Here is a 12287-nt window from a genome sequence, read left to right on the forward strand (position 1 = left end):
TGCAACCCCGCCGCAGGGATTGCTATTTATTTGCGACTAATATTACACCCATTGGATGCAAACGCGCCGGGCACTCCCGATTTCCCCACGCGTATTCATCTTTGGGTTCAGACCCGACACATAACCGCTTTGAGCCACTGAGTGAGCCGATGGACGATTTTTCCAACATCATCAACCTTCTCGAATCCGCCAAGCAACTCGCATCGATGAACGGCATGCCCGTGCTTGCCTACCTTATCGACGTTGCAAAATGCGAGGCGAGAGAGAACAAGCCGGTTCTGCGCAAGCGCAAACGCGGCGAATCGACCGCCAAGGAAGACTGTTAATTGCCGTTTCGTATAGCTGAGCGATAAAGCCGGCTGGCCCAATCTTCAAGACGATGTCATAATCAAACGATGAAACTGGCCGCTTTTTCGAGGCGGCCATTTCTTTGCACACTGGAAACGACAGCGTCATGACATCCGCATCGGCCGATATCAGAACCTACAGGCAGGAAAGACCGAAGGAGCGGCACGGTTTCGTGCAGATCGTTCTTCCGGTCTCTGGCCGCCTGCGGATCGATGTGGCGGGGCGGCAGGATGAACTGTCGACCGGACGTGGCGTCTTCATCCACCGCGATGCACCGCATACACAGGAAGCGACGGCAAGCAATCACTCGCTGGTGGTCGATATCGATGAAAGTGCTGTTTCCGAACAGACGCTGGAGAGATTCGCCCGCGTGCCGTTTCTCGATATTGCCCCGGACACACGGCAATTGATCGCCTATATGCGCGACCTCATCAAAATCGACGGCCGGCGCGACGATGTCGCCGGGATCTGGGCGCCACTGCTGGTGGATAGTCTCGCGACTGAAAAAGCCGATATCCGCCAACGCCTGCGCAAACTCAGTGCGGTCGTCAGGGCGGAGCCGTTCTTTCCCTGGACAATCGAGATGCTGGCGGCCTGCGTGACGATCAGCGACAGCCGCCTGCACGCGTTGTTTCTCGAAGAATTCGGTCTCCCGCCTCACCGTTGGCTTACTGGTCTGCGCATGGACAAGGTTTGCACACTCCTCAGCGAATCCAGCCTGCCGATTGCGGAAATCGCGCTCAGGGCCGGTTTTTCCGACCAGACGGCGCTGACCCGCGCCATGCGTAATACGGTGGGTGAAACGCCGGCCACCTATCGCCGGAACCGCGGCATTCATTAGATTTGAGCTTTCAGGAGGTCGTCCGTTCTCAGCAGATCGAGGGGTGCGTGTGGCTTTACCCCCCTCTGCCCTGCCGGGCATCTCCCCCTCAAGGGGGGGAGATCGACAAGCGGCTGCGTCTCGCCTCTTTCAACGTTTGCGAATGAAGTGGCGGTAGCGCCTCCTGCTGATCTCCCCCCTTGAGGGGGAGATGCCCGGCAGGGCAGAGGGGGGTAAAGCCACACGCACCTCGATCCACTGTGAACGCACAACCCTCTAAAAACCCGCAATCATAGCGGCGGACAAGTCCTCAGGAGTTTTTGTCAAGACAGCCGCAAGGGGCTGTGGCACATCGCGGGCAAATGCGAATGCGGATGTGACATGACATGAACAACAAAACGGGTCTCGGTGTTTTTTACGGCGTGCTGGCAGGCGCACTTTGGGGTGGCATCTTTCTCGCTCCGAAACTCGTGCCGGATTTTTCGGCCCTGCAATTATCGACGGCGCGTTATCTCACCTATGGGCTGATTTCCCTCATCATCATCGGGCCACGTCTGAAACGGGTATCGGCGCATTTCGGCGCGCGGGAATGGTTCGCGCTCGGCTGGCTGAGCATGATCGGCAATATCGCCTATTACGTCTTCATATCAACGGCGGTGAAGCTGAGCGGTGTTGCTTTCACCTCCATCATCATCGGCTTCCTGCCTGTCGCCGTCACCATCATCGGCAGCCGCGACCATGGCGCGGTGTCGCTGAAGCGGCTGTGGCCGTCGCTTGCCTTCGGTGCCATCGGCATTATCGGCATTTCCTGGCAGTCGCTGACGGAAAACGATGCCGGGCTGGATGTGTCCCGTATCATCGGTCTTGCCTGTGCTCTCGGCGCGCTGGCCTCATGGACGGCCTTTGCTGTCGGCAATGCCCGCTGGCTGTCGCGTCTTCACGATGTCAGCGCCGATGACTGGAACATGATGACGGGTGTCGTAACCGGCGGGCTTGCGCTGCTGCTCGCCATTCCGGCCTTCGGATTTGGTGGAGAAAGCCATAGCACGGGAGACTGGCTGCATTTCGCCGCCATCGCCGCCGGGCTCGGTTTCACCGCCTCCATTCTCGGCAATGCCTTCTGGAACCGCATGAGCCGCCTGCTGCCACTCACCCTGGTCGGACAGATGATCCTGTTCGAGACGCTGTTTGCGCTGCTTTACGGGTTTTTGTGGGAAGGACGCGGGCCGACCATTGTCGAAATCGTAGCGATCTGCTCGGTGGTGCTGAGCGTGATCTTGTGCATGCGGGCGCATCGGCCCGAGAAGATTGTGGCGTGATTGGGTTGAGGGCCGGCAACAGGCGGCTGAGCCATTTCACAAGCCTCGCCTCCCACTCACGTCATCCTCGGGCCTGTCCCGAGGATCCAATCACGTATCGTACAATCGATAGGTCGCAGATGCTCGGGACAAGCCCGAGCATGACGGTGGAGAGAGCGTATATCGCCCGATCCAGCAACCTATGTCGCCGAACCTTTGCCCCTTACTCCGCAGCCGCCAGCAGCTTCTTCTCGCGGGCTGCACGCAGGCGCTCAAAATCGTCGCCGGCATGGTGGGAGGAACGGGTCAGCGGGCTGGAGGACACCATCAGGAAGCCCTTGGTATAGGCGACCGTTTCGTAGGACTTGAATTCCTCCGGCGTCACGAAAGCCTCGACCTTGTGGTGCTTGCGGGTCGGCTGCAGGTACTGGCCGATAGTCAGGAAATCCACGTCGGCGCTGCGCAGATCGTCCATCAGTTGCAGCACTTCGTTACGCTCTTCACCGAGGCCGACCATTATGCCCGACTTGGTGAACATGGTGGGGTCCAGTTCCTTGACGCGCTGCAGGAGGCGCACGGAGTGGAAATAGCGCGCACCGGGGCGGACCGTCAGATAATTGCCCGGAACGGTTTCCATATTGTGGTTGAAGACATCGGGCTTGGCGGCCACGACGCGCTCCAGCGCACCGGGCTTCTTCAGGAAGTCGGGGGTCAGGATTTCGATGGTCGTCGTCGGAGACGCGGCACGGATCGCCCAGATGACCTTTTCGAAATGTTCAGCACCGCCATCGGCGAGATCGTCGCGGTCCACCGAGGTGATGACGACGTGGGAAAGGCCCATCTGCTTGACGGCCTTGGCGACATTTTCAGGCTCGTCCATGTCAAGCGGATTAGGCTTGCCGGTCGCGACGTTGCAGAAGGCGCAGGCGCGGGTGCAGATCTCACCCATGATCATGAAGGTCGCGTGTTTCTTATCCCAGCATTCGCCGATATTCGGACAGCCGGCTTCCTCGCACACCGTTACCAGCTTGTGGCTGCGCACCAGTTCGCGCGTCTCGTGATAGCCCTTGGAGGTCGGCGCCTTGACGCGGATCCATTCCGGCTTGCGCATGACCTCGGTATCGGGCCGATGCGCCTTTTCCGGGTGGCGGATGCGCTTTTCGTCGGACGACGTTCTGTCGAGAATAGTGACCATTTAAAACCTGCTTCCATCGCCTGTGGCGATCTAAACACCTGTTGGCCGGATGCTTTAGAACAATTCCAGAAAAAGCGTAAGCCCTTTCCGGTCACGAAGCATTTTCAGCGCCGTACCAGCTTTGCCAGGAACAGCAAAAGGCTGGCGCCGAGGAAAGACGTGACGAAATAACCGAGCCTGCTGTCCTGCACGAAGACATCAAGGGTGCGAAGGACGGCGACGGCGACAACCGAGCCGACAATGCCGAGAATGATGTTCATGAAGATGCCGAAGCGCATATCCATGAGCTTGCCCGCAAGCCAGCCGGCGAGACCGCCGATGATGATTGCTGCAATCCAGCCTACACTTTCCATTCCCACGCTCCCTGAAGAACAGTTCCGTTGAGGAACCGGCGTTGAGACATATGGGACACCCGACAAGGTTAGACAATGCCGGGCATCACGCGGCACTTATGCGTTCAGCACACGCCCATAGGCGTCGAGCACGCTTTCCTTCATCGATTCCGAAATGGTCGGATGCGGGAAGATCGTGTGCATCAAATCTTCCTCGGTCGTCTCGAGATTCATGGCGACGACGAAGCCCTGAATGAGTTCGGTGACTTCCGCACCCACCATATGCGCGCCGAGCAGCTCACCGGTCTTCTTGTCGAAGATGGTTTTGACCATGCCCTGATCTTCGCCGAGAGCGACCGCCTTGCCGTTTGCCGCAAAGGAGAAGCGGCCGACGCGGATGTCGCGGCCCTGTTCCTTCGCCTTGGCTTCGGTGAGGCCGACCGAGGCGACCTGCGGGTTGCAATAGGTGCAGCCGGGGATCTTGAGCTTGTCCATCGGGTGAACATTCGGCAGACCGGCAATCTTTTCGACGCAGATGACGGCCTCATGTTCGGCCTTGTGGGCGAGCAGCGGCGGGCCGGCGACATCGCCGATGGCGTAGATACCAGGCACATTGGTCTTGCCGTAACCGTCGATGACGATGAAGCCGCGATCGGTCTTCACGCCAACGGCCTCAAGGCCGATGCCTTCGACATTCGCCACAACGCCAACGGCGGAAATCATCCGGTCGGCGGTGATCTTCTCGGAAGAACCGTCCTTCTTCTCCAGCATCGCGGTGATGGAGTTCGCGCCCTTCTCGACCTTGGAAACCTTGGTTTCCAGATGAATCTTGATGCCCTGCTTTTCCAGCTGCTTCTTGGCGAAGGCGGAGATTTCTGCATCTTCGACCGGCATGACCTGGCTCATGATTTCGACGACGGTGACGTCGACGCCCATGGTGCGGTAGAAGCTGGCGAATTCAATGCCAATCGCGCCCGAACCCATGACCAGCAGCGACTTCGGCAGTTCTTCCGGCTTCATCGCCTCGAAATAGGTCCAGATCAGCTTGCCATCCGGCTCGATGCCGGGCAGCGCGCGCGGGCGGGCGCCGGTGGCGACGATGATGTGCTTGGCGGTATAGGTGCCCTCACCCAGCGTGTTCTTCGGAACCGGACCCTGAGGCTGAACCACCGGCTTGGTGGACTTGCCAACGACGATCTCACCCGGCTTGGTGATCTTGGCTTCACCCCAGATGATATCGACCTTGTTCTTCTTGAACAGGAAACCGACGCCGTTGTTCATGCGAGCGGCAATGCCGCGCGAGCGGGCGACGATTGCCTTCACGTCCGGCTTGATCGAGCCTTCCAGCGTCAGGCCGTAATCCTTGGCATGAGTGGCGGTGTGCATGACATCGGCGGTGCGCAGCAGGGCCTTGGTGGGAATGCAGCCCCAGTTGGAGCAGATGCCGGCCAGATGCTCGCGCTCCACGACGGCAACCTTCATGCCGAGCTGGGCTGCGCGGATCGCGGCAATATAACCGCCCGGTCCCGAACCGATGATGATGACGTCATAAGATTGAGCCATTGGAAATCCTGCCTTGTCTTATTCGGATGACGGCAAACCGCTCCGAAATGAGAATGAGTGTCAAAGTCCGAGCATCATGCGGACGACGGGCTCCAGCCCGCGCCCGATGGCCCGCGTGTTTTCAGCATCGAGATGAACGCCATCCACCGGCGTCGTGCGGGCAACGGACCCGGCATCGAAAAAGCCGCAATCGAGTTCGTCGGCAAGGTCCCTGTAGACGGAAGCCAGCATCGCCGATTCATCGATAGCATCACGAAAGATCGCGCCCATGAACGGATTGGCCGTTTCGCATAATTGCGGCGGCGCGACGATCAGAACGTCAGGCGCTTCCCAGTCCGGCACCTGCCAGACGTGGTTGCGCGTGAGTTTCACCAGCCGCTCGACACCCTTCATGGCGACAATGGCCGAACCATGGATCGCCGGTTTCATGTCGTTGGTGCCGAGCATGATGATGACCAGATCCAGCGGCGCGTGGCTGTGCAGCAGCGTCGGCAGCAATCGGGCGCCATTGCGGTCACAATCGGCGGTGTGGTCGTCATAGGCGGTGGTGCGACCGCCCAGCCCTTCGTGGATCACATGCACGTCAGGCCCGAGCGCCTTTTGCAAGACGCTCGGCCATAGATCGTCATGGCTGTGCCGGCCACCCGTTTCCGCATTTGATCCCCATGTGAGGGAATCGCCAAAGCAGAGGACCGACTTCACCATGTCACTCTCCGATCAAACCAGCATGCCCATCGGGTTTTCGATGTAGCGCTTGAAGGCGCCGATCAGCTCGGCTCCGAGCGCGCCATCGACGCAGCGGTGGTCGGTGGAAAGCGTAACCGTCATGACGTTGGCGATCTTGATCTCGCCGTTCTTCACGACTGCCCGCTGTTCGCCCGCGCCGACCGCCAGGATGGTGGCATGCGGCGGGTTGATGACGGCGGAGAAGCTCTTGACGCCCATCATGCCCATATTGGACACGGCGGTCGTGCCGCCCTGATACTCCTCGGGCTTCAGCTTGCGCTCTTTCGCGCGCTTGCCGTAGTCCTTCATCTCGTTGGAGATGGTGGAGAGCGACTTTTCTTCCGCCTTGCGGATGATCGGCGTGATCAGGCCACCCGGAATGGAAACGGCGACGCCGACATCCGAGTGCTTGTGCTTGACCATGGCGCTTTCCGTCCAGGAGACGTTGGCGTCAGGCACATCGCGCAGGGCAAGAGCCAGCGCCTTGATGACCATGTCGTTGACCGACAGCTTGTAGGCGGGCTTGCCGTCCTTTTCGGGAGCGGCAGCGTTGAGCTGGGCGCGCAGCGCCAGAAGCGTGTCCAGTTCGCAATCCACGGAGACGTAGAAATGCGGAACCGTCTGCTTGGATTCGACCAGACGCTTGGCGATGACCTTGCGCATGCCGTCATGCGGCACAAGCTCGTAGGAGCCCTGTTCGAAGAGCTTGAGAACCGCTTCGTCGGAAGGGCCCTTGGCAAGCGCCGGAGCCGGTGCGCCAGCAGCTGCTGCAGCAGACGGTGCGGCCTTGGCACCGCCGGAAGCGGCAGCCTTTTCCACGTCGGTCTTGACGATACGGCCATGCGGGCCGGAACCGGAGACGGCCGAGAGGTCGAGACCGGCTTCCTTGGCAAGGCGACGGGCAAGCGGCGAAGCGAAGATGCGCTCGCCGGACGCCGACGCTGGAGCGCCATTGCCGACACGGTCGCCTCCAGCCGAAGCTGGACTTGCATTACCGACAAAACCGTTTCCAGCGACTGCCGGGGCAGCAGCTTCTACCTTGGCTTCCTGCTTGGGTGCCTCGGCCTTTGCTTCCGCCTTGGCAGGAGCGGCAGCGCCGCCCTTTGCCGCCTCGGCCACGTCCTCGCCTTCGGCGGCGAGGATGGCGATCAGGGCGTTGACCTTGACGGCTTCGGTGCCGGCCGGAACGACCAGCTTGGCAACAGTGCCTTCGTCCACGGCTTCCACTTCCATGGTTGCCTTGTCGGTCTCGATCTCGGCGATCACGTCACCGGGTGCGACCTTGTCGCCTTCCTTGACCAGCCACTTGGCCAGATTGCCCTCTTCCATCGTCGGAGAAAGGGCAGGCATGGTGATGTTTATCGGCATCGAAACGCCTCCCCTTACTTGTAGCAGACGGTTTTGACGGCCTGAACGACTTCATCGACGTTCGGCAGAGCCAGCTTTTCGAGGTTTGCCGCGTAAGGCATCGGAACATCCTTGCCGGCGATCGTCAGGATCGGCGCATCGAGATAATCGAAAGCGGCGCGCATGACCTGGTTGGCAATGAAGTCACCGACCGATGACTGCGGGAATCCTTCCTCCACCGTCACCAGACGGCCGGTCTTCTTGACCGATTCGATGACCGTGGGCAGATCCATCGGACGAATGGTGCGCAGGTCGATCAGTTCGACATCGATGCCAAGCTTTTCGAGTTCCGCAACCGCCTTGATCGCGTAGGTCATGCCGATGCCGAAGGAAACGATGGTCGCATCCTTGCCCTTGCGATGAATGCGCGCCTTGCCGATCGGCAGCACGAAATCATCGAGCTTCGGCACTTCGAAGCTCTGACCGTAGAGAATTTCATTCTCAAGGAAGATGACCGGGTTCGGATCGCGGATAGCTGCTTTCAGCAGACCCTTGGCGTCGGCTGCCGTGTAGGGCATGACGACCTTGAGGCCCGGAATATGGCTGTACCATGCGGCGTAACATTGCGAATGCTGTGCACCGACGCGGGCAGCAGCACCGGACGGACCACGGAACACCATCGGTGCACCCATCTGGCCACCCGACATATAAAGCGTCTTGGCCGCCGAGTTGACGATCTGGTCGATCGCCTGCATGGCGAAGTTGAAGGTCATGAATTCGACGATCGGCTTCAGGCCGGTCATCGCCGCACCGACGCCGATACCGGCAAAACCATGCTCGGTGATCGGGGTGTCGATGACGCGGCGCTCGCCGAATTCCTGCAGCAGGCCCTGGGTGATCTTGTAGGCGCCCTGATATTCGGCGACTTCCTCGCCCATGACGAAGACTTTTTCGTCGGCGCGCATTTCTTCGGCCATGGCGTCGCGCAGTGCTTCACGCACCGTCGTCATCACCATTTCCGTACCTTCCGGGATATCCGGATCGGCTGCGACATCGATCTTCGGGGCTGCCGGAACCTTGGCGGCTTCCTTGGCAGCGCTCGACTCTTCGGCAGCTTCGCGGGTCTTGCCGCCGGCGGCATCAGAACCGGAATTTGCGGCTTCAGCCTTCGGCTCTTCCTTCTTGGCGGAAGAAGAGATGTCGTCGGCGCTTTCGCCTTCCTGAATGAGAACGGCAATCGGCGTATTGACCTTGACGCCTTCGGTGCCGGCATCGATCAGCAGCTTGCCGATGACGCCTTCATCCACGGCTTCCACTTCCATGGTCGCCTTGTCGGTTTCGATCTCGGCAATCACGTCGCCGGAGGTGACCTTGTCGCCTTCCTTTTTAAGCCATTTGGAAAGCGTGCCTTCCTCCATGGTCGGGGAAAGGGCGGGCATAAGAATTTCTACAGGCATGGTTTTCCCTTTCCCGATCAGAGCAGAATGTCGGTGTAGAGCTCGGATGCATCCGGCTCGGGGTCGTTCTGGGCGAAGTCGGCGCTGTCGGCGACGATATCACGGACATCCTTGTCGATGGCCTTCAATTCGTCTTCGCTTGCCCAGCCCTGCTCCAGAAGCCGTGCCTTGACCTGTTCGATCGGGTCATGTTCGGAGCGCATCTTCTGCACTTCGTCCTTGGAACGGTATTTCGCCGGGTCGGACATGGAGTGACCGCGATAACGGTAGGTCAGCATTTCCAGAATGATCGGACCCTTGCCGGAACGGCAATGTTCCAGCGCCTGATCGGCGGCGGCCTTGACGGCGCGCACATCCATACCATCCACCTGGATGCCGGGAATGCCGAAGGACTGGCCGCGCAGCGAGTAGTTCGACTGGGCGGTGGCGCGGGCGGTCGAGGTGCCCATCGCATAACGATTGTTTTCAACGATATAGATGATTGGCAGTTTCCAGAGAGCAGCCATGTTGAAGCTCTCGTAGACCTGGCCCTGGTTGGCGGCGCCATCACCGAAATAGGTCACGGAGACGTTGTCATTGCCGCGATAGCGGTTGGCGAAGGCAAGACCGGTGCCGAGCGAGACCTGCGCACCGACGATGCCGTGGCCGCCGTAGAAATGTTTCTCCTTGGAGAACATGTGCATCGAGCCGCCCTTGCCCTTCGACAGACCGCCCTTGCGGCCGGTCAGTTCGGCCATGACGCCGCGGGCGCTCATGCCGAGTGCGAGCATATGGCCGTGGTCGCGGTAAGCGGTGATGACCTGATCACCTTCCTTCTGCGACATCTGCATGCCGACGACGACAGCTTCCTGACCGATATAGAGGTGACAGAAACCACCGATGAAGCCCATGCCGTAGAGCTGGCCGGCCTTTTCTTCGAAACGGCGGATCAAAAGCATTTCACGATAGGCGTGAAGCTCTTCTTCCTTCGAGAAGTCCGGGCTGTTCTTGCCGGTGAATTCGGTTGCGGACTTTGCCGTTGTCTTGCGGCCGGATACGGTCGCTGGTTTTCGCGGCGCCATTCATCCCTCCCTGAGTTGCCGTTTGAATGGATAGAGTGGCGCGTACCATATGCAAGAAAATGCCATGCAGCAATGCTTTAAACGCATGGCACATATTCACGCTAAGATGCTGTGAATAAATCACAAATGTTAAATTAACCTGATTTCGGTTAATTAGAAATATGTGTTCATGATGACGATTTCGTCCGTACGCGACATATTCAGCTGGTAACGGGAAATCTCATCGATCATGTCCCGCTCCAGCGAACCGTCACTCAACAATTCCACCTGCCGCTCCAGTGCCGTGCGCGCCTGCGTCAACTTTGCAAGCTCCGCAGTGCGGGCAAGACGCTGCCGCTCCAGCCGCTCCGTCGCCTGAAGGCCGAAGTCGCCATGGATGGAATGATACCCGAAATAGGAAAGAAAAGCGATCGTGATGGCCGGAACGATCAAACGGCCGAATCGTCTCTTTTTATGATGTCTGGTCCACATGCCGCAGAGAAGCCTTAAAACGCATAACGTGAGTCTGAAGACTAAGCCGGATTGTTTAACTATCCGTTGACCTTAAATTCCAATCGGCAAATGGGCATGAAAAAGCCCGCCGGGAGGCGGGCTTAGAACGGTGACGACGCCAGAAGAAACCTCGTCATGCCGGACTTGATCCGGCATCCAGCCACGGCGCGTCTGCGCCATGAAAGAGTCTCCCGCGATCAAGGACTTGATCGCGCTGGACCCCGGATCAAGTCCGGGGTGACGGAATGCGGATGATACCGCTCACCCCTGAAATGAGCCCGCCAAAGCGGCGGGCTGCATCGTAAAACCAGACGCGAATTATCCGCGCAGAATGGAACGGCCGGCGTAGGCAGCCTGCGGACCCAGCATTTCCTCGATGCGGATCAGCTGGTTGTATTTCGCGAGCCGGTCGGAACGGGCGAGCGAACCGGTCTTGATCTGACCGCAGTTCGTGGCAACCGCGAGGTCGGCGATGGTGGAATCTTCCGTTTCCCCCGAACGGTGCGACATGACGGCGGTGTAGCCGGCCTTGTGCGCCGTTTCGACTGCATCCAGCGTTTCGGAAAGCGAACCGATCTGGTTGACCTTGACGAGGATGGAGTTGGCGACACCCATCTTGATGCCGTCGCGCAGGCGGGCGGAATTGGTGACGAAGAGATCGTCGCCAACCAGCTGGCACTTGTTGCCGATCAGATCGGTGAGCGCCTTCCAGCCGTCCCAGTCGTCTTCAGCCATGCCGTCTTCGATGGAGATGATCGGGTACTTGGCAACGAGTTCCGCGAGGTATTCAGCCATTGCGCCGGATTCCAGCGTACGGCCTTCACCTTCGAGAACGTATTTGCCGTTCTTGAAGAATTCGGTCGATGCGCAGTCGAGGCCGACATACATGTCTTCGCCCGGACGATAGCCAGCCTTTTCGATCGACTTCATGATGAAATCGAGCGCTGCCGGCGCGCTTTCGAGACCCGGTGCGAAACCGCCCTCGTCACCGACATTGGTGTTGTGGCCCTGAGCGGACAGTTCTTTCTTCAGCGTATGGAACACTTCAGAACCCATGCGCACGGCTTCGCGGATGTTCTCCGCGCCAACCGGCAGGATCATGAATTCCTGAAAGTCGATCGGGTTGTCGGCATGAGCGCCGCCATTGATGATGTTCATCATCGGAACCGGCAGCAGATGCGCGTTCGGGCCGCCGACATAACGGTAAAGCGGCAGGCCGGAAGCTTCAGCCGCAGCCTTGGCGACGGCAAGCGATACGCCGAGAATGGCGTTGGCGCCAATACGCGACTTGTTCGGCGTACCGTCAAGCGCGATCATCGTCTGGTCGATCTGGATCTGGTTCTCGGCATCGAAACCGCCGATGGCGTCGAAGATTTCCGTATTGACGGCTTCGACTGCCTTTTCCACGCCCTTGCCGAGATAACGCTTGCCGCCATCGCGCAGCTCAACCGCTTCATGCGCACCGGTGGAGGCGCCCGAAGGAACGGCGGCGCGGCCCATGGAGCCGTCTTCGAGATAAACATCGACTTCAACGGTCGGGTTGCCGCGGCTGTCGAGGATTTCGCGCGCGATGATATCGGTAATGGCAGTCATGGTCTCTCCCTTGGGAATGGAACAGATATTTTCCGTCGCCTGTCTTAGACGATGG

Annotated in this window: 13 protein-coding genes; 3 read left to right on the forward strand and 10 right to left on the reverse strand. The window is 59.4% G+C overall.

The window, feature by feature from the left end; all coding sequences use genetic code 11:
• Nucleotides 1–149: 149 nt before the first annotated feature.
• From JZX88_RS06830 to JZX88_RS06840, 3 genes are all read left to right on the forward strand, one after another.
• Nucleotides 150–326, forward strand: a complete 177-nt coding sequence (locus tag JZX88_RS06830; RefSeq protein WP_003496171.1) for a hypothetical protein — start codon at nt 150–152, stop codon at nt 324–326.
• Nucleotides 327–454: 128 nt separating this feature from the next.
• Nucleotides 455–1189 (forward strand): AraC family transcriptional regulator, encoded by a 735-nt coding sequence (locus JZX88_RS06835; protein ID WP_206913067.1) that lies wholly within the window; start codon nt 455–457, stop codon nt 1187–1189.
• Nucleotides 1190–1554: 365 nt separating this feature from the next.
• Nucleotides 1555–2487, forward strand: coding sequence for a DMT family transporter (locus tag JZX88_RS06840; RefSeq protein WP_206913069.1), 933 nt, complete (start codon nt 1555–1557; stop codon nt 2485–2487).
• A gap of 202 nt (nt 2488–2689) precedes the next feature.
• On the opposite strand, the gene lipA is transcribed toward JZX88_RS06840, so the two are convergent.
• The 10 genes from lipA to eno all read right to left on the reverse strand — a co-directional run bounded on the left by lipA (nt 2690) and on the right by eno (nt 12232).
• A complete protein-coding gene (gene lipA / locus JZX88_RS06845) occupies nt 2690–3661 on the reverse strand; it encodes a lipoyl synthase (RefSeq protein ID WP_065115535.1) in 972 nt (323 codons plus the stop codon).
• Nucleotides 3662–3765: 104 nt separating this feature from the next.
• Entirely contained in the window at nt 3766–4014 is a 249-nt protein-coding gene (locus tag JZX88_RS06850) for a GlsB/YeaQ/YmgE family stress response membrane protein (RefSeq protein ID WP_065115534.1), read from the reverse strand.
• 96 nt (nt 4015–4110) lie between these two features.
• On the reverse strand, nt 4111–5556 hold the full coding sequence (lpdA, locus tag JZX88_RS06855) for a dihydrolipoyl dehydrogenase (protein WP_206913070.1): 1446 nt from the start codon (nt 5554–5556) through the stop codon (nt 4111–4113).
• 60 nt (nt 5557–5616) lie between these two features.
• On the reverse strand, nt 5617–6261 hold the full coding sequence (locus JZX88_RS06860; RefSeq protein ID WP_052818476.1) for an SGNH/GDSL hydrolase family protein: 645 nt from the start codon (nt 6259–6261) through the stop codon (nt 5617–5619).
• 12 nt (nt 6262–6273) lie between these two features.
• The gene (locus JZX88_RS06865) at nt 6274–7650 is read right to left on the reverse strand and encodes a pyruvate dehydrogenase complex dihydrolipoamide acetyltransferase (RefSeq protein ID WP_206913073.1); all 1377 of its coding nucleotides are present in this window, start codon (nt 7648–7650) and stop codon (nt 6274–6276) included.
• 14 nt (nt 7651–7664) lie between these two features.
• A complete protein-coding gene (locus tag JZX88_RS06870) occupies nt 7665–9086 on the reverse strand; it encodes a pyruvate dehydrogenase complex E1 component subunit beta (protein ID WP_206913074.1) in 1422 nt (473 codons plus the stop codon).
• A 17-nt stretch (nt 9087–9103) separates the two neighbouring features.
• Nucleotides 9104–10147 carry a pyruvate dehydrogenase (acetyl-transferring) E1 component subunit alpha gene (gene pdhA / locus JZX88_RS06875; RefSeq protein WP_065115529.1) on the reverse strand — a complete coding sequence of 348 codons (1044 nt, stop codon included), beginning with the start codon at nt 10145–10147 and terminating at the stop codon, nt 9104–9106.
• A gap of 153 nt (nt 10148–10300) precedes the next feature.
• Nucleotides 10301–10618, reverse strand: a complete 318-nt coding sequence (locus JZX88_RS06880) for a septum formation initiator family protein (protein ID WP_065115528.1) — start codon at nt 10616–10618, stop codon at nt 10301–10303.
• A 72-nt stretch (nt 10619–10690) separates the two neighbouring features.
• Nucleotides 10691–10819: a hypothetical protein gene (locus JZX88_RS26290; protein WP_256436287.1), complete on the reverse strand. Its 129-nt coding sequence runs from the start codon at nt 10817–10819 to the stop codon at nt 10691–10693.
• A 138-nt stretch (nt 10820–10957) separates the two neighbouring features.
• Complete coding sequence (gene eno, locus JZX88_RS06885) at nt 10958–12232, reverse strand: phosphopyruvate hydratase (RefSeq protein ID WP_065115527.1); 1275 nt, start codon at nt 12230–12232, stop codon at nt 10958–10960.
• Nucleotides 12233–12287 lie beyond the last annotated feature (55 nt).

It is taken from the genome of Agrobacterium sp. OT33, from assembly GCF_017313365.1.
GTDB classification, from domain to species: Bacteria; Pseudomonadota; Alphaproteobacteria; order Rhizobiales; family Rhizobiaceae; genus Agrobacterium; species Agrobacterium rhizogenes_A.